Annotated in this window: 33 protein-coding genes; all 33 read left to right on the top strand. The window is 32.7% G+C overall.

Annotated elements, in window-relative coordinates; all coding sequences use genetic code 11:
* The first annotated feature begins 13 nt into the window (after positions 1–13).
* The 33 genes from ABEA66_RS34780 to ABEA66_RS34620 all read left to right on the top strand — a co-directional run bounded on the left by ABEA66_RS34780 (position 14) and on the right by ABEA66_RS34620 (position 19,693).
* Positions 14–256 (top strand): hypothetical protein, encoded by a 243-nt coding sequence (locus ABEA66_RS34780; RefSeq protein WP_345594899.1) that lies wholly within the window; start codon positions 14–16, stop codon positions 254–256.
* A 22-nt stretch (positions 257–278) separates the two neighbouring features.
* Positions 279–452 carry a hypothetical protein gene (locus ABEA66_RS34775; RefSeq protein ID WP_345594897.1) on the top strand — a complete coding sequence of 58 codons (174 nt, stop codon included), beginning with the start codon at positions 279–281 and terminating at the stop codon, positions 450–452.
* A gap of 35 nt (positions 453–487) precedes the next feature.
* Complete coding sequence (locus ABEA66_RS34770; protein ID WP_345594896.1) at positions 488–754, top strand: hypothetical protein; 267 nt, start codon at positions 488–490, stop codon at positions 752–754.
* A 35-nt stretch (positions 755–789) separates the two neighbouring features.
* Positions 790–1,455, top strand: coding sequence for a hypothetical protein (locus ABEA66_RS34765; protein ID WP_345594895.1), 666 nt, complete (start codon positions 790–792; stop codon positions 1,453–1,455).
* Positions 1,456–1,920: 465 nt separating this feature from the next.
* Positions 1,921–2,343 carry a hypothetical protein gene (locus tag ABEA66_RS34760; protein WP_345594894.1) on the top strand — a complete coding sequence of 141 codons (423 nt, stop codon included), beginning with the start codon at positions 1,921–1,923 and terminating at the stop codon, positions 2,341–2,343.
* Positions 2,344–2,366: 23 nt separating this feature from the next.
* On the top strand, positions 2,367–2,540 hold the full coding sequence (locus ABEA66_RS34755) for a hypothetical protein (protein WP_345594892.1): 174 nt from the start codon (positions 2,367–2,369) through the stop codon (positions 2,538–2,540).
* A 58-nt stretch (positions 2,541–2,598) separates the two neighbouring features.
* The gene (locus ABEA66_RS34750; protein ID WP_345594890.1) at positions 2,599–3,114 is read left to right on the top strand and encodes a siphovirus Gp157 family protein; all 516 of its coding nucleotides are present in this window, start codon (positions 2,599–2,601) and stop codon (positions 3,112–3,114) included.
* Positions 3,115–3,271: 157 nt separating this feature from the next.
* Complete coding sequence (locus ABEA66_RS34745) at positions 3,272–3,481, top strand: LexA family protein (protein ID WP_345594888.1); 210 nt, start codon at positions 3,272–3,274, stop codon at positions 3,479–3,481.
* A 24-nt stretch (positions 3,482–3,505) separates the two neighbouring features.
* Entirely contained in the window at positions 3,506–3,892 is a 387-nt protein-coding gene (locus ABEA66_RS34740) for a YhjD family protein (protein WP_345594886.1), read from the top strand.
* Complete coding sequence (locus ABEA66_RS34735; protein WP_345594884.1) at positions 3,889–5,127, top strand: DNA polymerase IV; 1,239 nt, start codon at positions 3,889–3,891, stop codon at positions 5,125–5,127. The genes ABEA66_RS34740 and ABEA66_RS34735 overlap by 4 nt, the downstream gene beginning before the upstream one ends.
* Positions 5,124–5,459, top strand: a complete 336-nt coding sequence (locus ABEA66_RS34730; RefSeq protein ID WP_345594882.1) for a YolD-like family protein — start codon at positions 5,124–5,126, stop codon at positions 5,457–5,459. Before ABEA66_RS34735 ends, ABEA66_RS34730 begins: the two co-directional genes overlap by 4 nt.
* 117 nt (positions 5,460–5,576) lie before the next feature.
* Entirely contained in the window at positions 5,577–6,173 is a 597-nt protein-coding gene (locus ABEA66_RS34725; RefSeq protein ID WP_345594880.1) for a hypothetical protein, read from the top strand.
* Positions 6,174–6,406: 233 nt separating this feature from the next.
* The gene (locus tag ABEA66_RS34720; RefSeq protein WP_345594878.1) at positions 6,407–7,765 is read left to right on the top strand and encodes a hypothetical protein; all 1,359 of its coding nucleotides are present in this window, start codon (positions 6,407–6,409) and stop codon (positions 7,763–7,765) included.
* An 8-nt stretch (positions 7,766–7,773) separates the two neighbouring features.
* Entirely contained in the window at positions 7,774–8,808 is a 1,035-nt protein-coding gene (locus ABEA66_RS34715) for a hypothetical protein (protein ID WP_345594876.1), read from the top strand.
* 261 nt (positions 8,809–9,069) lie between these two features.
* Entirely contained in the window at positions 9,070–9,363 is a 294-nt protein-coding gene (locus ABEA66_RS34710; RefSeq protein WP_345594874.1) for a hypothetical protein, read from the top strand.
* Between the two features lie 194 nt (positions 9,364–9,557).
* Complete coding sequence (locus ABEA66_RS34705; RefSeq protein WP_345594872.1) at positions 9,558–9,893, top strand: YopX family protein; 336 nt, start codon at positions 9,558–9,560, stop codon at positions 9,891–9,893.
* A gap of 21 nt (positions 9,894–9,914) precedes the next feature.
* A complete protein-coding gene (locus ABEA66_RS34700; RefSeq protein ID WP_345594870.1) occupies positions 9,915–11,045 on the top strand; it encodes a hypothetical protein in 1,131 nt (376 codons plus the stop codon).
* A gap of 128 nt (positions 11,046–11,173) precedes the next feature.
* Positions 11,174–11,509: a hypothetical protein gene (locus ABEA66_RS34695; RefSeq protein WP_345594868.1), complete on the top strand. Its 336-nt coding sequence runs from the start codon at positions 11,174–11,176 to the stop codon at positions 11,507–11,509.
* Positions 11,510–11,799: 290 nt separating this feature from the next.
* Positions 11,800–12,216: a hypothetical protein gene (locus ABEA66_RS34690; RefSeq protein ID WP_345594867.1), complete on the top strand. Its 417-nt coding sequence runs from the start codon at positions 11,800–11,802 to the stop codon at positions 12,214–12,216.
* Positions 12,217–12,250: 34 nt separating this feature from the next.
* The gene (locus tag ABEA66_RS34685; protein WP_345594865.1) at positions 12,251–12,571 is read left to right on the top strand and encodes a BC1872 family protein; all 321 of its coding nucleotides are present in this window, start codon (positions 12,251–12,253) and stop codon (positions 12,569–12,571) included.
* Between the two features lie 37 nt (positions 12,572–12,608).
* A complete protein-coding gene (locus ABEA66_RS34680; protein ID WP_345594863.1) occupies positions 12,609–12,884 on the top strand; it encodes a hypothetical protein in 276 nt (91 codons plus the stop codon).
* 228 nt (positions 12,885–13,112) lie between these two features.
* A complete protein-coding gene (locus tag ABEA66_RS34675; protein ID WP_345594861.1) occupies positions 13,113–14,042 on the top strand; it encodes a hypothetical protein in 930 nt (309 codons plus the stop codon).
* The gene (locus ABEA66_RS34670) at positions 14,036–14,449 is read left to right on the top strand and encodes a hypothetical protein (protein ID WP_345594859.1); all 414 of its coding nucleotides are present in this window, start codon (positions 14,036–14,038) and stop codon (positions 14,447–14,449) included. Before ABEA66_RS34675 ends, ABEA66_RS34670 begins: the two co-directional genes overlap by 7 nt.
* 29 nt (positions 14,450–14,478) lie before the next feature.
* Complete coding sequence (locus ABEA66_RS34665; RefSeq protein WP_345594857.1) at positions 14,479–15,222, top strand: hypothetical protein; 744 nt, start codon at positions 14,479–14,481, stop codon at positions 15,220–15,222.
* 44 nt (positions 15,223–15,266) lie between these two features.
* Complete coding sequence (locus ABEA66_RS34660; RefSeq protein WP_345594855.1) at positions 15,267–15,533, top strand: hypothetical protein; 267 nt, start codon at positions 15,267–15,269, stop codon at positions 15,531–15,533.
* A 36-nt stretch (positions 15,534–15,569) separates the two neighbouring features.
* Positions 15,570–16,112 carry a metallophosphoesterase gene (locus ABEA66_RS34655; protein WP_345594853.1) on the top strand — a complete coding sequence of 181 codons (543 nt, stop codon included), beginning with the start codon at positions 15,570–15,572 and terminating at the stop codon, positions 16,110–16,112.
* A gap of 2 nt (positions 16,113–16,114) precedes the next feature.
* Positions 16,115–16,336 carry a hypothetical protein gene (locus tag ABEA66_RS34650; RefSeq protein WP_345594851.1) on the top strand — a complete coding sequence of 74 codons (222 nt, stop codon included), beginning with the start codon at positions 16,115–16,117 and terminating at the stop codon, positions 16,334–16,336.
* A 67-nt stretch (positions 16,337–16,403) separates the two neighbouring features.
* Positions 16,404–16,727 (top strand): hypothetical protein, encoded by a 324-nt coding sequence (locus tag ABEA66_RS34645; RefSeq protein ID WP_345594849.1) that lies wholly within the window; start codon positions 16,404–16,406, stop codon positions 16,725–16,727.
* A 79-nt stretch (positions 16,728–16,806) separates the two neighbouring features.
* Positions 16,807–18,444 carry a DHH family phosphoesterase gene (locus tag ABEA66_RS34640; protein WP_345594847.1) on the top strand — a complete coding sequence of 546 codons (1,638 nt, stop codon included), beginning with the start codon at positions 16,807–16,809 and terminating at the stop codon, positions 18,442–18,444.
* Positions 18,445–18,477: 33 nt separating this feature from the next.
* Entirely contained in the window at positions 18,478–18,720 is a 243-nt protein-coding gene (locus ABEA66_RS34635) for a hypothetical protein (RefSeq protein ID WP_345594845.1), read from the top strand.
* A gap of 25 nt (positions 18,721–18,745) precedes the next feature.
* Positions 18,746–18,979 carry a hypothetical protein gene (locus ABEA66_RS34630; RefSeq protein ID WP_345594843.1) on the top strand — a complete coding sequence of 78 codons (234 nt, stop codon included), beginning with the start codon at positions 18,746–18,748 and terminating at the stop codon, positions 18,977–18,979.
* A gap of 4 nt (positions 18,980–18,983) precedes the next feature.
* Positions 18,984–19,403: a hypothetical protein gene (locus tag ABEA66_RS34625; RefSeq protein ID WP_345594841.1), complete on the top strand. Its 420-nt coding sequence runs from the start codon at positions 18,984–18,986 to the stop codon at positions 19,401–19,403.
* 77 nt (positions 19,404–19,480) lie between these two features.
* Positions 19,481–19,693 (top strand): hypothetical protein, encoded by a 213-nt coding sequence (locus ABEA66_RS34620; RefSeq protein ID WP_345594839.1) that lies wholly within the window; start codon positions 19,481–19,483, stop codon positions 19,691–19,693.
* Positions 19,694–19,709 lie beyond the last annotated feature (16 nt).

Below are 19,709 nucleotides of genomic sequence, written 5' to 3'. Positions count from 1 at the left end.
ATGGAGGTAAAATATGAGAATCCTATCAGAGATTATTGATGATATTACTGATGGAAAAATGCCAACTCATGAAGAGTGTTATTATGCTTTAAAAGTATATAGATCAATGCTTAACTGTGATCACAGACAGTTACGAGAGGAATTATTAAATGAAAAACGCTCTCCAGAATTTATAAGAAGAGTGAAGGCAGATACTTCTTTTGGAATGTATAAAGGGGCACTATCTAAATCTCCAAAAGAGTGGCTAGGAGAGTAAATGATTCTGTAGGAGGATGCATTTGAAAATAGAGTATTGGCTGTTTAAGGAAAACGGAGAAGACTTTTTAGAGCATCTTGTTATAAGTTCTTTTGATAAAGAAAGATATGCTAAAGTTGCTGCATGGATTCTCAATAAATATGGTAAAGAAGATAGAAAGTTTTATTATAAAAGAGTTTATCGCGGCAGACAATAAACTTGGATTTTATCCTATTAAAAAGGAGTGAAGATATGAATCTGGTACAAATTTTACAAAAGAAAGTAAACAAAATTACTAAAGAAACTTACAAATCAGATGAGTGCTCTCCAATATTTACTGTTAGTTTATTGTATGAAAAAGCCGAACACAACAAAGAGGATAAAGACCACAAGATTATTCTAACTGTACAACATCTAGGATCGGCATTTAGCAAAGTAATTTTTCCTCAAACGAAAAATGTTTATGGATACGAATCTTTAGAGGAAGAAATGAAATATTTGTACAACCGTACAATGTAACACATTAAAATAAAGATTTTATGAGGAGAGATTGAATGACTAAATTTGTTAGCAAATTAGATAAAGCAGTATTTGCAAATGAGCAAGAGGCATTTGAACATTTTAAAAATACATATCTTGTCGAACATAAAGAAGATGTAACAGTAAGTGAAGAAATTCATATCTACAATGCTCTAGCCGATGCCTTTCCAGATGCCATTGTTTCAGTAACTTACATCAATAATTCATGGGGGAAATACAACATTAAGTTAGACTTTGGAGATGTAAATTTTGATGAGTATCTTTACCAGAATGACAAAGAAAGTTATTCTGTGGCACATGAAAATATATCAGATTTCATTGAGTTGTTCAGGAATCATTATAGAGATGCAAAATACATATTGAATGAAGTAAAAAGCAAATATGATTTTAAGGATTTTCAATTCTCAAGATATCATAGTGACTATGGTAATGGTCATTATCTAGATTTTTATTATAAGACTCATGATGATTATTCAGAATACAAAACTTATGAGTCACATAAAGACATTAATGTTTTTATAAATGAGTTCAAAGAACATTTTATTACTGAATTAGAAGGCGAATGTGAGGTCAGATATGACGAAGGTTATTTCGATGATTACTATGTAAATGGGTTAGCAATTGGAGGTATTTTGAGAAGAGCAAAAGATGGTAGAAAGGTTAAAATTAAATTACTATAAAATCGTGATTTTACTGGAAGGTAAATGAAAAAGCATCCACCGAGGGATGCATTTATTCATGTCATTGAGTAAGTTTTCCAATTGAGCCTTCTGAGGTCGATGTTAATCAGCTGCTGTATGATGCTTTGACGTTCTCCTCTGAACGTATTCCGTCTTCCATCTGTACTTACCAAGTAAACAGGCCTTTGGAATAATGTTTCAAGTACCCTGATTACTTTATTTGAGTCGAATCCGTTATTTGTGATTGTGCTTTTTACTTGTACCAACATGATATTTCCAACTTGTGCTGCCATTACTTTTAACATATATGAGTCCACCTTTCTAGCAGATGTGAATTGGTATAGTTGTCACATCTCTATTACATAGTTTTGTCAAAAAGGTAGTTTTTATAACACAAATAAAAAAATATTTTAGTAGATTATGAAGAGATAATAAAATTGTAATTTCATCAGAAAGGAGATATAAGTGAATTCTTTAGATAGCAAGGTGACATTTTGTTCTGGCTGCTTTGCAACTAATGAAGATGGATCTTGGGGAATCAATGGATGGTCAGTTAGTCAAGTAAAGGAATATGGATTAGGTTGCTATTGTCTTAATTGTGGTGGTCATGGGGAGATAGTAATTATCTCTAGGAGGGCAGCAAATAGAATTCGTGAAAGTGCTTCTTGGGTTGGTAAGAGATATTATCCAATCGAAGAGGATTTTGTACATAGTTTTGTTGTGAATGGTGACGAAGGGACTTACACAGTAAAATGGAGACTGGAGTTAGGAGTAAAAACAGCACCAGAAGGGATTCGTACAGTTAATGGTGTAAACGTGGTTGAAGCGGAAGACATTTTAAATAAGGCATTATCGTTGTTTGATTGTTGCAGAATTCGTATGAAATAGGAATTAGTGGAAGGAATGAGAAGATGAATTACAAAATCATTACAATCTCTAATAAAGAATATTTAGTTGACAATGTACAATATGATTTACCAAGTTTAATAGATGAGGTAAATAAAATAAGCAATTATGGATTTCTAGTTTTTGACGATATCGCGGTTATGAAAAGGGATATTTCTGCGATTCTCGCACAAAAGTAATTGACGATATTATCACTATTATTATAAAAATAAAATATAACGAATGGAGAATATAACTATGCCAAATCTATACACTTTAGCTGAACAATACAAACAATTTTATGATTTTATGGATAATGCTTTGACTTCTGAAGAGGACTTTACTGAAGAGGATCTTCAACTATATTTTCAAACTTTAGAGTCAATTGAAGATAATCTTGAATTAAAACTGGAGAACACAATTAAGTTTCTAAGAAATATCGAGGGAGATATCGAATCTTATAAAAAAGAAAAACAAAGACTTGAGCGTAAACAACGTTATCTACAAAATACATATGATCGTTTGAAGAACTGGATGAAAGATTCCTTAGAACAAAATGGAATTGATAAGATGGGTGCTGGACAATTTAAGGCTAGGCTACAAAAGAACAACCCTTCTGTAGATGTGTATGATGCTGAGAAAGTACCAAAACAATATGTAACAAAAACCGAAATTTCAGTTGACAAAAAGCAGTTACTCGCTGAATTAAAAGAAGGAAAACAAATCGAAGGTGTTCAAATGGCACCTGAGAGTAAGCATATTCGAATCTCATAATAATAATTTAAAAACTGCAATTAAATTGTTTTGATATACATAATTTTATATTTATAGATGTGTAGCAATAAATTCCTCTTGAATATAGAACGTATGTTTGGTTATAATGTAACCAACCAATTACAAACATACGTTCTCATCAAGGGAGGGAATTGGAATGACTCCAAAACAGAAAATAATGTTAGAGGCAATAATAACATTTATAAAGCAACACAAATACTCTCCATCAGTAAGGGAATTATGCAGTATAATCGGCATTAGTTCTGTAAGTACAGCCCATGGTCATCTTGAAAGGTTAAAGAGCAAGGGTTTTATTACATGGGAACAAGATAGGCCGCGGACATTAAAAGTATTAATTGAATATTAATTTAGTCGCGAGGAAGTGATTCTTATGTCACTTATGGAAACAGCAGACGATCTTCGATTAGTAAAGGAATCTATCTTGCTCCCTGTTGTAATGGATGTTCTTGAAGTTGATATCAAAAAATTAAGTTCGGCAAGTCTGAAAATGCCAATTGTGTATGTTGAAATACTAAAGTCGTTACAAAATATGGTCATTGCAGATATGTATCAGAACAGATTGAAATTGCGCAAACATGGAATTAAAGTATACGAGCAGCGCAGAACAAAAGACTGTTTAGAAGCAACTTACCTATGTCGTGGTTATCATCATAAGATATCTTTAATGTGGGGATTAGTAAAAAGTGATATTCAAGTGATCCTATATAAATATATTGGTATTAATTCTACAGGTGAGAATGTGATGACAACAACATGACCAAACAACCAAGAACTGTAATGCTATTGGATTGCCAGTCTTTTTATGCTAGCGTAGAGAAATCCCGTAATCCACAATATAAAAACAAACCTTTAGTCGTTGCAGGTGACCCTGAAAGAAGATCTGGTATAGTTCTTGCAGCCTGCCCAATTGCTAAAAAATTTGGAATCTCTACTGCAGATCGTCTTTGGGAAGCTTTGAAGAAGTGTCCAGAAGTAATAGTCGCAAAGCCACATATGCAAGAATATTTGGATGTGTCATTACAAATAACAGAAATTTACGAAACATATACTGATTTAGTCGAAATATATAGTGTGGATGAGCAATTCGTTGATGTAACACATTCAATGCATTTGTTTGGATCTCCATTTGAGATGGCAAAATCAATGCAAGATAAAGTGATGTCTGAAACTGGTATTTATGTTAGGGCAGGCATTGCAGAAAACAAGATACTTGCAAAATTATGCTGTGACATGATCGCAAAGAAAAATGCAACAGGAATATTTTATCTCAATAAAAATGAATTGGATAAACACATATGGCATAAACCCGTTGGGGATATGTGGGGCGTAGGATCGAGAATGAAACGTCATTTTTATAAGATGGGTATTCAAACTATAGGTGATTTAGCTAAAACTCCTTTACCGAGATTAACTAAACGATGGGGAGTTAATGGTCAGGTGCTATGGCAATGTGCCAATGGTATTGATAATTCACCTGTATCAACTGCAACGCATAACAATCAAAAAGTAATTGGTAATGGAATGACATTACCAAGAGATTATGCTCATGCTTGGGAAATTGAAGTGGTTCTGAATGAGTTGACCTCTCAAGTTTGCAGAAGAGCCAGAAACAAAAACGTTATGGGTAGGACAGTTTCTGTTAGTTGCATGGGTGCAGATTGGGATTATCCAACAGGGTTCTCAAGGCAAATGAAAATGGACGATCCATCTAATATCAGTGTTGATGTGTTTTCTAATGTTAAGAAGCTTTTCCATAAGTTCTGGGATGGTTTGCCAGTTAGAAGGCTCGGAGTTTCGCTTTCTGATTTATCAAGTGCAGATGTTTATCAGCTTACAATATTTGATGATTTTGAAAAGAAAATAAGAGTTGAGAATGTTATGGATAAAATAAAGGATAAATTTGGTGAGGCTGCAATACTAAGGGCTTCCTCTCTGACAGCTGCAGGTCAAGCAGTCGATAGATCTGTGAAAATTGGGGGTCACTTTAAATGAGCAAGAAACTAGAAGGAAATGGTCTATGGGAGTCATCACGCATGATGTTGCCTGAGCATAAACATTCTATAATTCAGTATCAGATGAATAGAAACAAAAGGACTAAACCATTACTACATGAAGATGAATTGGAGATTATTTTTCAGAATATCAGTTTATCACTGAATAGAAAGAAGTTAATCAAAGTCAACATCTTTGGTGAATTTGAGGATATTTCATTTTCTGGAGTGGTTACAAGTATTGATCAACACAAGAATAGGTTTAAATTAGAGTATAGCGATGGGTTTGAGTGGGTTGATTTTAACGAGGTAGTTAGTACATTTATTGATTGAGAGGTCATTAAGGCTTCTCAGATTTTTTATATATAAATAAAACATGAAAATATTGATTTTGTTATGTCGATTGTGATATATTCTACTCGTAAAATTTAGAGGAGAAGAGGTGATGAATTGCCGAGAGTAACAAAGTGCAGGAGTTGTCTGGTTAAGGATCAATCTGAAAAAACAAAAATGGATGATATGTATTTTCATGAAGGGGATTGTTTAGATAAATACATAAGACATAAGGAGTTTCAGAAGAAGGAGCAAGAAGAGAAAAACGAATTGTTTTTTTATTTATTGAAACTCCACAATTTAAGTAGAACATCGGAGATTCCATCTATTTTTTATCAAAGAGTCGAGGATCTAAGAAACGATAATTGGATTCTTGGAAAATACGATAAAAAATATAAACAAGGAATACGATATAAAGGAATTCTTTATACATACCAATACTGTGAGGATTTAATAAGGGCATCGATTAATAAGATGGTTGATAAACCTTTGATTGAACAAATGAATTATTCGCTTGGGATTGTTAGAAATAATCTAGTAGATGCTTACAACCATGCGAAAAAAAATGCTAAACAAAAACACAATACTAATAATACTATTAATCAAATTGAAAGTATGGCTAAAATCAAAGAAAAAGTTAAACAGGCACAGTTTCAGTCACATAGAGAGAACAACAATAAAGATGTGGTTAATTTAACTACTTTGTTAGACTGAGGAGTGATAATATCCAGAACATAATTGAATCATCAATTAAAGATGTTAATACAGAAGTCCTTACAGTTGCTTGTTTTTATAAAAAACCAGATCTCTTCTTAGATTATGGAGATTTAATTGTTCCAAAGTATGATTTTGCAGAGCCAACATCAGCATTTTTGTACAATTCCCTTTATGAAATTTATCATCACGAACTAAATGGCGAGTTAACTGAAGCAAAAATAAATGTTTATATGAATCAGAATATTGACAGGAAAGAAAAATATGATTATTTAAAAGGATATTCTTATATTAAAAGAATAACTGATATTGCCGATCTTGAGGAATTTGATACATATTATAAGAACTTAAAAAAATATTCACTCTTACGAGAGCTTGAGCGAAAAGGATTTCCAGCACAAAAAATTTTAGAAAAGGGGAGCCTAAGTAAGCTAACTCCAGAAGATATCATCAAATCAATGGAATATCAAATAAACACAATTGGCACAGTCATTGGTGGGGTTCAAGACAGTGTCATTTTAGGTAGGAATATGAGACAAAGGGTGCAGAAGTGGAAAGAAACACCCGATATTGGACTAGCGTTACCGTTTGAAATTATCAATATGTTACTACGCGGCTTAAGAAGTAAAAAGTTAACCCTAGCTGGAATGCACTCAGGCTGTGGAAAATCAAGACTCACATCAAAAATTGCTTGCTATATAGGAATTTTATTTGGGATTGATGTTTTGGTTGCAGCAAATGAGCAAGATGAAGATGAGTGGGATGCTATGGTGCTCTCCTGTGTCATAAATAACCAAGAGTTCCACTGGGCAGATGCCGAACAGAAAGAGCTAAATGAAATTGGTAAGATTGTCGATAAGTACAGTTTTCTTTTTAATGAATATGGATTTGGTATTGATGAAACAAAAATTGTTACTGGGGCTTTAACAGAGATCGAGGAGGAAATTGTTACTGTTGCCGCTGAATATATAGAGAATAACAGTAAAATTCATTTCTTGGAGTTAGCAAATTATGATGAACTAACATTAAAAAGACAATTTAAAAGACATAAGATTAAAGGGTGCAAATTAATTATTTATGATACTCTTAAAGCTCCTGACCATGATTGGATGTCTTTTGTGAAAACAGGTGACATGCTAAAAGAGCAGTCAAAGGAATTAGATGTTTCAATATGGGGAACGTTCCAATTAACAGATGACAGTCTATTTAACGAAATCCTCAATTCTCAGGCTATCGCAAATGGAAAACACATAAAGCATATTGCTGATGGACTCTTAATGTTTCGACCTTTATTTCCTGATGAATATGATAAATATGTAATTTACAAACAGAATGAATCAGGCGATTGGATAACTGTTCCTCTGGATAAAAGTGTTGTTTATTACATTGGCTTTATTGACAAGAACAGGGGTGGCAAGGATAAGGATCGCATATGTCTTAGGGTAGCTAAGGGGCAAAACCTATGGATTGAAGAAGGTTATTTAATACTGTCTGAAGATGAAAAAGAATTTAAAAGAATTAATAAAGAATACAAAAAATTAAAGAAAATTGAACAAGTTGAAAAGATTAAAACTAAACTCGGTAGTGCATAAGGATGTGATTGAAAATCGATGCACAATTACTAAAAGAGAAGATCCTTAACGATAATAAAATTGAGGACATACTTATTGCTTTAGGATGTCATAATATTAGAAAAGGGAGGACTTTTTATACTGCCTCCAATCCAGATGGAGACGCTCCCTCAGCAATTAATGTAAGTCTGGACACTCTAAGAGTTTTGAATCATACTAGACCAGACTTTCCAGAGAAAGCTGATATTATTGATTTGGTAGAATACATAAGTAAACTCTATTTTTCACAAGCAATTTATTGGATTTGTAAAGTTTGCGGTTATGATTATTATCAACAAGAAGAATATAAAAAGGAAATTATTGAAGATCCATGTCTGCTAGTATTAGATCAGATTGAGCCAAAGAATAGCAATCATGGGCATGACGATTCACCTTTAAGAAAATTAGACGAATCAATTCTTAATGAATATGTAACATTACCTTATGAAGAATGGATTATAAAAGAAGAAATAACACCATATGTACAGAATATGTTTCAAATCGGATTCTCTATAAGGGATAACTGTATTACAATACCAATACGAGATGAATTGGGGAATCTTGTTGGTGTAAAAGGAAGAACTATTCTGGACTATGTAAAACTAAAAACTTCAAAATATTGGTACCCTTATCCTACACCAAAAAGTCATATTCTTTATGGGTTGGATAAGGCTTTGCCATATATAAAAGAATTAAAGGAAGTTATAGTTTATGAAGCTGAAAAAAGCGTATTAAAATCGTTCTCTTATGGCTTTTGTAACGCAGTAAGCATAGGGGGGCACGATCTAAGCCAACAGCAGGTATTAAAACTTGAAAAATTAGGCGTGAATGTGATTCTAGCCTTTGATAAGAATGTGAGCAATGATGAGTGGCGTAGAGAAATTAATAAATTCTTGCTTAAAGAAAGATTGTACGTGATTTATGAAAAGAAAAATAGTATTTTAGGAGAGAAAGATGCACCAATAGATTTGGGTTTGGAGGCATTTATAAAATTATATAACGAAGAAAAATACAAAGTTAAATAAACTATTAAATTGCATGTAAAATATAAAAAATCATTGTATACATTTCATTAATGTGGTATCATCATAAACAAGTAAAAAATACCAAATTGCTAGGAGGGATGTAATTAGGTGTTCTGGGTCTTCACTGGACTAATTGTTTATGTGTTTGTTCTGGTTATTTGTTCATTGTTTTTTATGGGAGCAACAAAGAAACGAAAAGAATACGAAAATGCATGTCTGAATAAAAAATAGTACTATACATAACTTTTAAGGAGGAATAACATGAAGGTTAAAAGACAAGTTATAGAACAGTATCTCGAACTATGTCCACTGAGTAGTTTTAAATGCAGCACTCATGAAGAAATTGAGTATAAGGTTAAACGTTGTGTCTCGCTAGGAAAAATCGTTGAAATGAATAATGATGGTTCACTTGTGTATGGATATTATCATCTAAGATTCATTGTCAAAGATGAATGCGTAATTGAAATGTTTAAAGTAAACAAGAAATATACAATACATATTAAAGAGTATTTGAAAGCTAAATATGATCAAGTTAATGATAAAGTAGTAGTTTAATATTAAATGTGAGTTTCATTTAGAATGGAGGAATTTTAGCATGGAAGTCAATGTTTGTGGTGTTCTGTTTAAGAAAATTTACAAGAATATCAGTTATCCAGCAAGGACAGAGCAGGAGTTACGCGATAGTGCAAACCACTATTTCGTCTACTGCTTCTAAATAAAATATGACTTTTATAGGGAGGTTCTTATAAATGCTACCAAAGGTATTTGTAGCACGTAATATTGAGACTGGGGAAGTTAGTTGGGAATTTGGACTTGGGGTAGACAAAGCAACTTTTTCATACGATGAAATTTATTGTGAAGACAGGCCATTATTTGAAGACAATAAGCATGAAATTAAACAGTATACAGGTAAGAAAGATATTGATGGATGCAAAGTTTACGAAGGTGATAGGCTGTACAATGGCTATGTGTTTGCTTATGTGAAATATAGTATAGAGCATGCAGCCTTTATGATTGAATACCTACATAATAGCAGTTTAGATTATTTGCATATTGCTTTGGAAAAAGGATTTAAGGTTGGATAAACATTGAAAGGAGAGGATTAATTGAGAAAGTATGAACTGAGTCTTTCTAAAGACTATGTTCCCAATTGGACAGTTGTAGACGCAGTGCGAGAATTGTTTCAAAATGCTCTAGATCAAGAAACAAGTGTTAAAGGCAACCAAATGTTCTTTAGCTATGATAAAGACAATCAGATTCTACATGTTGGTAATAAATTATCAATTTTAAATGTTAATACATTGCTCCTTGGTTCATCAACAAAACGAAATGATCCAAACACTATTGGTCAATTTGGAGAAGGATATAAGGTTGCTACCCTCGTACTATCCAGATTAGGTAAAAGAGTTGTTTTTTATAATTATGGAGCAAAAGAGGTATGGATGCCTCGATTCGTCAAAGCCAAAAGATATGGCGGATCTGAGATACTAACATTCTTCGTAGACACAAAATATTTTTGGCAGAGGGTTCCTGATAATAATTTAACAATAGCGATTGAAGGAATTACTTCGTTGGAGTATCAAGACATTATAGATTCCAATCTGCATTTACAAAACCTCGGAAAAGTTACCCAAAGTGAATATGGACAAATTCTTCACGATGAGAAGTTCAAAGGGAAAGTCTTTGTTAATGGCCTGTTTATTTGTAACTACAATAAATATGACTATGGGTACAATTTTAAACCAAAATACATAAAGATTGATCGCGATAGAAAACTTGCTGATTCCTTCGAACTTGAATGGCTCTCCTCGAAGATGTGGAGTGGAGTAGATAATAAGGAAACAATTGAACTTGTTAAGAAAGGTTCTGCCGATGTAGCATACATAACTTCGGCAGCTCCATCATGGTATGAAAAAGGCCAAAATAAAGTAAGTGAAATTGCAGATAAAACACATGATGAATTTAAAAGAGAACATGGGGAACATGCAATACCAGTTACTAATCAAGACGAATACGAAAAAGTGAATGCGAGTCGAGACTACAAACCTGTGTTTGTGAAAGAGTCATATTGCTCTGTAATAAAATCGAGTACTAAATATGAGCCACCTATATTTAAGATAAAAAAGATCAAGACAACCAAGTCAAAATTGGAGGATTGGTTGAAAGCACAAAATAAGAACCTTTCGAGACGAGCAAAAACTAAGTTAAGAAAAATTATTGGTGAGATGACTGAGTAGAAGTGGGGACATAATGGATAGGGAAGCGATTTATGATATTGTAGATAAAGCTAAAAAATATGAGAAATACTTGAAGAAATGAAGTCTGGAATAAAGAAAAACGACTAATCCATGAGGAGGAATGTTTTATGAGTAGTAATGATGTTAGATATACATTTACCTCAATTCAAGCATTTGATTTAGTTATACAAAAACTAAAGGAACAATTGCATATTGAGGAAAGGATGGATCAGAATATTGGGATGACGATTCAAGATTTGGAAACAGTACGTAATCACATGGAGATATTGTTTGAACGGTACTATCAAGCAATGAACGCAATTGATAAAGTATATCATGAAGCTCGTGACACTTCAGGGAATGCACTTGCATCAAAAGTAATTTATCCTACAAGGTCGCTACTAAAAGATTATCATCATTCATTGATATATTCTACTGAATTAAAAAACAATTATGTAGAATAGGAGGTTAAAAGTGTTTAAAAAAAGATTAAATGAACTCCTACTATTTACAATCGGCTTTCCATTGATTCTAGCTGCTTGGGTGGGAATATGTTCACTTCTAATTTCCTATACGCCCATTATTAAAATGTTTGACTTTATACAAGATAATAAGCAAATTGTTTTTGGACTAATCTTTGCAGTTATAGTACTTACAATGATTTATAAATTCATCATGTGGCTTTTCATAGAGCCGTACATAGAGTATAGAAGGACAAAAACTGATAAAAGATAAATTTTATTGGGGGACTTGTATGATTCATATTAGGTGCGAAGACACAAGAGGTAATTATGAGCGATTCGTAATACCAGATGTTAATACAATTGATGAGTTAAAAGAATACGCGGATAAGAATTTACCTATAAAATGCTTTAGGATGGGCAGTAGACATAAAAGTGCCATCTATATTGAAGAAGAGTTTGAAACTGTGTATTTATATTTAAACCAATATGCGTTTTATAAGCAAATACATCCATACATAATGAGGAAAGATGAATTTGAAAGACTCACTGTAACACAATGCACTACATGTGCATTGGAATCTAGAGACTATGGTTGGTATTGTAGTTTTAAGAATTCAGAGAGCGACTGTTCTAATTATGAGAAAAAAATATATTGGAGTCTATGGGAATGGATAAGAAACAAATTGCAAAGGAGGTACGAAAATTAATAAGGAAACAATACTTGAATTAGAAGGTAGAGACTTGGATCAAGCAGTATTCACCTATATTTTTGAGGGGTATATTGAAAAGGGAGAATTTAATGATTGGTATTGTTATAAAGAAAGTAAAACATATAAATCCAGTTGTATTCCGTTCTATTCATCAGATATGAGTAAAGCTTGGGAAGTTGTTGATTACTTAAATCATGACCAAAAACACTTGGTGTGGCATGAGAGAGAAAAACAATGGGTATTCATATTTGGCAAAGGAACTTGGGGCAGATGGTCTGCATGGGCAGATAAACCTGAAGAGGCAATTTGTAAGGCAGCATTGCTATACAAATTCAATATTCAATCATTTTGAAAAGCAAATAAAACAACGATATTATTGGGAGTAGACAATGAAATATCACATTACACCTAAACAAGCAAAAGAAATAACAGAGGAACAATTCTATTCAATGTTTAATGAAATTGTACCTCGAAATGATTGGGCAAACTATCATCATAAAAAAATGACAATTGGAAAAATGATTGATTATTTGGACAAAGTTATAGTCAGAAAATGTAATTTAGATAAAAAATGGTATGTGATTTTATTAGATGACAACCAATTTTGTGGAAATGAGCTAACCGATGCTTTATGGGAAGCAATTAAAGCAGAGTTGAACCAATAAAACACGAGTTTCATGGGGAGATGATAACAACTGAAAACAAACATTTTTATTCCGAAGACAATAAAAGTAGGGTATCAAAATCGTAGCGATACATATACGAAAAAACTGGCATACGTTATCTATGTAGACGAAAAAGGTAAGATTCGCAAAGAAGCATCATGGAATGGTTGGAGAGATAAAAGTATTGAATCTGACGACTTTGCAAATGAGCCGACTTCTGGATTCGTATTGAATAAGAAGGTTGGCGGTTATAGTAGTGGATGGAACCATAGACAGACGTACACGCGAATCTATGACCCAAGAGGGTTCGAGTTTGAAATTACAATCACTAATCTATTATATATTCTTGAAAACACAAATTCAATTAAAGGCAAAGGACTAGAAGGTGAATTTGTTTACGGATGGCATGGCTCAGATCTAATTCTTATTCCAACTGAGTCTCCTGATTATGCGGAACTGTCCCAATACAATAAAACATTGCACAACAAGAATTATGTGAAATCAAAAGATTTGGTCATCGGAGGAATTTACAAATCGAAGGACAACACAGAATGGATATATATGGGGCGTTTTGATTTGAAGGATACTAAGTCTGAGCGAATTGAAGTAAATAATGGCAGAGGTTATTGGGGGAGATCATATAATTACATATATCACAAAGTAAATAAGGGAAAGCACTATTTCTTTACGACTGGTGTAAATGACGGATATGATGGAAACAAGTATTTAAACACTTTAACACTCAGGTCATTAGGTGATAAGTTTATTGATATTGTCTCATCGGATTGTGTTGAGAATTATGCTGAATTGTTTGATTATTTGGAACGTAGTAAAAATTATTCTCACTATGATAAGACTAGAGATGAATACGTACCATTTACACTAGACGAATTTAAAGAATATGTTTCCAATAGAAAACTTGGTTCATATACTTATGATCAAAGTTTTACTTTCAAAGTAAGTGAGCATGATGCAGAAACAATTCACTATGATATTGAAAAAAATGAGTATTATAAACGAGGTGACTATACACGAGAAAAAGGGTATGAGAAATTTCCTATAGGTACTTTAGAAGAACTTTTCAATAAGTATGAACCAGTTTATAAGAATGAATATTTGGAAAATGGAAAATTATATCGGAGGGTTACATCATGGTAAATAATAACGATCAGAAAATACTTGAACTAAAGAAACAAATTGAGGAAAAGAAAAGTAGAATTAGTAAATCTATAAAGTTTAGTCCAGTTACGAACTGTTCAATTGAGGTAGATGGAGTCAGACATAATATTCAAGTCTTAACAAAGGAACAAACTATCTTGCTGATGGTTAAACTTAATGCTTACGCTGCTTCAGCTAAAGATTTAGGAGTACTAGATAATTTTGCATTTAGCGGTTACAACGTTACTGACTGGATATCTGATTTGAAGGCAAAGTTGGACTTCTTGAACAGAAAAGAGGAGGAGCAGAAACTTAAAGCAATGGAGGGTAAACTGGATCGGCTACTTTCTGAGGACAAGAAAGTTGAGCTTGAGATTAATGAAATTGAGTCACTACTAAAAAACTAATATAAATTATAAAGGGTGGATATATACATATGACACTAGAACAAAATATTAAGGATGTAATTGCTAAAAAACTTGAAGATGGAACTGTTGAACAGTTAATTGCAGAACAGCTAGAAAAGGGAGTAAAAAATGCACTTGAAAACTTGTTTAGATCGTATGGAGATGTTACAAAAATCATTGAAGAGAAAGTTAAATCTGTAATGATTCCATATCTAGAACAATATGATTACTCTGAATATATTGTTAAGCTAGATAGTGTTTTAGTCGATATATTAAAAAGTTCTGCAATGGAGAATAAAAAACTCCTAGAGAATTTTAAAGAGTTAATGGTTCCAGAAAAAGATAAGAAAATTAAGGTAACAGAACTTTTTGAGCGGTGGATGGGATATGTGGAAAAGAATGTTGAAACCGATGAACTTGAAATTAATTATGATGATCGTCCTACTTATGAAAACGTAGAGGTTCGATTCGAGGTCGAGTACAACAATGAAAGATCTTGGAGTGATGTTGAACGCGCAGTAGTAGTGTTCGAATGTGATCATGACGAAAAAATGAATTTTGAAATTAATATTCATCGTTGGAAGAAATATGATAAAGAAACATGGACAATTGATTATGAGTCCGTCCATGACTTGAACTCTTTAAGAAACTTGAGTGAGTTCGAAGTATTATTAATGAAGCTAAAGCAAAATTATACGAGACTTATTATTGATTCTGATGGAGATTGTGATGAGGTGACACCAGAGAAAGAGCCAGAAGCAAGTTGGAGTTAATCAAGATGAAATAGCGATTATATTACAGAGTGGGAGAGAGCAATATGGAGAAAAGTCAAGTAATCACATTACATAAAGACGATGTAAATGAGAATAGTCAAATTACATTTAGACAATTGTATAATGAAATTCTTAACGAGATGGAGACATATCGAAATCTTGGTCGACTAGAAGAACTAATGGATCAGAAAGTAAAAATTGATATTTGTGATCTCAATGGTAATGTAATTGAAGGTTATGTTAATTTGTTTGTTGGATGGCTAGAGCATGGAGAAGTATTGCTTACTGGAAATTTACGTGATATTTTTTAGTACTATAAAATAACAGTTTTATGAGGAGTTGATAAATTGAGTGCAGATTGGTTTATTGCAGATCCACATTTTGGTCATAAGAACATCTTAAAGTATGAAAATCGTCCATTTGTTGATATCGAGCATATGGATAACATTATTATCGAAAATTACAATAGAACAATCTCAGAGGGGGATACAGTTTATTGGTTAGGTGATATGTTCTTTTGTAAAAGTGACAGGATGGAATACATAGCTAAAAGGCTGAGTAAGGGCAGAAACATCTTAATTCGTGGGAATCATGATAAAGGGGTAACTGATGGTAAGTTTCTCAAACTTGGTTTTAAACCTTATCGAATGATGAGTTACTATAATGCAATACTTACACATGAGCCAATTTCTGAGGTTAACATGAGTTATTTAGAGACTGAGGGTATTAGATTTAACATTCATGGACATGTACACTCACGAATTGATGCGTTAGACCAATCTAAATACCAATGTGTTTCAGTAGAAAATACTGATTATTCGCCAATTAGTATTGATGAAATTATTAATAGGTTTAGAGTAAATCGAAAAAAGTTAAGTAGAAAGGAGTAAGCATGAACAGTATTCAAAAGAATAATCTTGTACTCGGACTAACTATATACACACTAGGCTTATTACGTCAGTCTCCTGAAGACTATATTGATGGCTTCGAGCAAAAATACTTAAAAGATGTGGCATTAAGTACTGATACATTTGATGATAAAGATAAACTAATTAGAGATTTGAAGATAATTGCAAATGACTACTACAAGAGGGTAAAAAATAAACATAAGTGAAACTATTGACTTTATAATGTAAAAAATGGTAAGTTATCAACACAAAATCGCATAAGGAGATGCTGATATGAATCAACAACTAATTGAGGTTGATCAGATTGAGAAAGCAGATCTTGTTTACATCGTGAGTGACCATAGAAAGTTAGGTTTCACTGATGATAAATATTATCCATTGTATGAGAGGAATGGCGAAAAGTTTGCTATAGATGACTACGGACGAGATAACTATGGAATATTCAGTCTTGTTAAAACCAGACTCTATAAGTACAGTGAATGTAGTAATATACATAGCTTTCCGCTGATTGACAATCAAAACCTACATATCGAAAAAGTTATGGGGGATAGTTGTAGAACACTATTTCATACATATGAAACACTAGGTATTAAATAAAATATGAATTAACTATTGACTTTTTGTGGATGATTTTGCTAGATTGTACAAGCAATAAAAATTGAACTTTATATAGGAGGTGATTACAACGAAATGGGTTAAGAAAGCGCCTAAAGAAGAGTACAATGAATTTGAGGACATTAAGACAATACTTGCAAGGATTCATGACATAAAGCAACCTAAGAGGTTCTTGAATCCATGTGAGTTCGAACTGTATAGTCCAGAATTGCTGAAGAATTGCCACCTTGCAGTTAATAGAATTGTTAAAGCAATAAATAATGAAGAGCTCATATCAATTCATGTTGATGTTGATTCAGATGGTGTTACATCAGGAGCGCTGATGTACAACTACCTCAAGAATTTTACTAACAAAGTAACATACTTTCATGCTCAACGATCAGATGGACATGGGATAGAAATTTCAGAGAATGACGTTCCTTCAGGAACAAACTTGTTAATAATTATTGATTCGTCAACAAACAGTGTTGAAACATGTAAAAGGATTAGTACGAGTGGGGTTGATATTATTGTTCTGGATCATCATGAGCAAGATAATATTAATCCATACTGTATCTTAGTAAATCCCCAACAAGATGGCTGCAATTATCCTAATAAATCTATTAGCGGCGCAGTGGTGGCTTGGAAAGTTTGTCGAGCGTTGGATTCGTACTATAAAACAAAATACGCTAATGATTATTATGATATTGTAGCAATTGGTCTTGTTGGCGATGTTATGAGTTTAAGGGAGTATGAGAACAGATATATTGTTAGAGAAGGAATAAATAATATAAAAAATATTGGGCTCAGATCTTTGTTAAAAGCCTCGAAGAAAGATCCTAATAAAATCACAGTTTCTGATATTGGTTATCTCATTGCACCAAATATAAACGCTGCTTGTAGAATGGATAAAATTGAAGTAATACTTGAACTAATAACTGAAACTGATGAGGTTAAAGCAAATGAATTGGCTCATAAAGTTTTGGAATTGAACGAAGAGAGAAAGCGACTGCAGAAGTATTACTATGAAAAATTACGCCCCTTAGTTAATGAAAATGATAAATGTTCATTCATTATTGATAATGAAATAGGTAAAGGTTTTAGAGGGCTTGTTGCTGGGGTATTAAGTGAGGAATTTCAAAAGCCTGTTATTATAATGTCAATGGATCATGAAGGTATTTATTCAGGAAGCTTCAGGTCATATGATGATTGTAATTTTAAAAAGATACTTAATGACATCCCAGAAGTAATTGAAGCTGCTGGTCATAAAACAGTTGGTGGGGTTAAGTTTAAAAGTGATGACCTTGAAGTTGTAAAAGAGCACTTAAATAAAGTTCTTTTAGGTAATCAAAGTGAAAAACACATTGAATACGTGCTTGAATTGTTACCAAACGAGATCGACAAGGATCTTGTGAAAAGTATACAAGAGTTTTATGAAATTAGTGGGCAAGGCTTTGAAACAGGACGCTTTCTGATAAAGGGTGTTGAAACACAAAAGAAAGTTATCTTAGGCAAAGATAAGAATACGATTAAAATTGAATGCAACAACATTGTATTAATGAAATTTAGAACTGATGAATCATATTTTGATGATTACTTAATTGGAAAAAATGTAGATGTCGTTGGCACCTTAAACCTGAATGAATGGGTTAATCCTAGAACAAGGAAAGCAATTGTTACAACTCAGTTATTCTTAGATGATTATAAAATTCACAATTAAAAAAACAAAACATACATAAAGGAGAAATGTTAAATGTTCTATGTAGTAGCTAAAAATCAAGATGGTAAACATATTGTTTTATCGAGTGCTGAAACTAATCGCATTACTGCTCAAAATGACATTAGCGGCCAAGCACAAATTAGAGGTTTATTTGTAAACTTGGATGAAGTTCGTTTGGCGAAAGGAACTGGAAAGCAAGGTCGAACAATGACTAAGTTTTACAAAGAAAGAGGTAAAACTGGTCATAATGGCCGCGGCTATGAGAGAGCGTTGTAAAACTAGAGGAGGTAGAAAAAGTAAGATGATCTCTAAAAAGCAACTGAAAAAGATTTCAAATGATCTAAACCAGTATTATTCAACTGAAGAGTTTGATATTGCATTATCAAATAGAATTTATGGGCACTGTTATAATCTATTGGATGAATACATGGAAGCAATTAGTCTTTTGGATGAAGCATTAACTTTGTTGGATGATGTTCATTGTGGTGACACAGAAACATACAAAGAAATTGCTGAGTTTATTGAGGAGGATTGAACAAGTGCTTCTCCACGAATGCAAAGACAAATTAAACATTGGTGACATTGTGTATATATGCGATTATCGTTTCAATGATATAGATAATCAACCAATAAGACATATTCCACCAATGAAAGTTGTAGTCTGCAGCAATGAGGATTTACCAAAGAATAAGCGTGTTTACTACTCTGAGGTTCACTTTAGACCAATTGGTACAAATGGTAAAGTTCAATCTAGAATCATTGCACCATTCGATAATACAGGGTATAGAGCTTATACTGGTACTTCTTTAAATATTTTTTATGATGAGCAAAAATCCAAGGATTTCTATAGAACGCAGTGCAAAGAAAATATAAAAAGATTTAATGAGGCTAAAGTCAATAAGGTTGCTTACTACGATAAGAAGATTGAAGAAATTAATAAAGAAATGGAGTCTCTATAAATTCTCAGTTCTTCAACAGTGTAATGTAATTATCTTTAAGTCTAAAACCATATAAAAATATAAAGGAGATGTATCTCATGCTGTTTGGTAAATATAAAATCGAGGGCAGAAATGAACGTGCGAATGGAAGTGAAGTTATTATTTCGATGGATTTGATTGAGATGGTTGATGGAGAAACAAATTACGCAAATGTAACCAGAATTAATTTGCAGAATGTAAAACATTCGATTTCTGAGGGACTAGAAGTTGGTAAAGTGTACAATATTTCTTTAGAAGAAGTTGTGGAGTAATAAGGGGCAATTCCAA

This window comes from Paenibacillus vulneris (assembly GCF_039543185.1).
Classification (GTDB): domain Bacteria; phylum Bacillota; class Bacilli; order Paenibacillales; family NBRC-103111; genus Paenibacillus_S; species Paenibacillus_S vulneris.
This window is presented reverse-complemented; position numbering and strand designations above follow the sequence as displayed.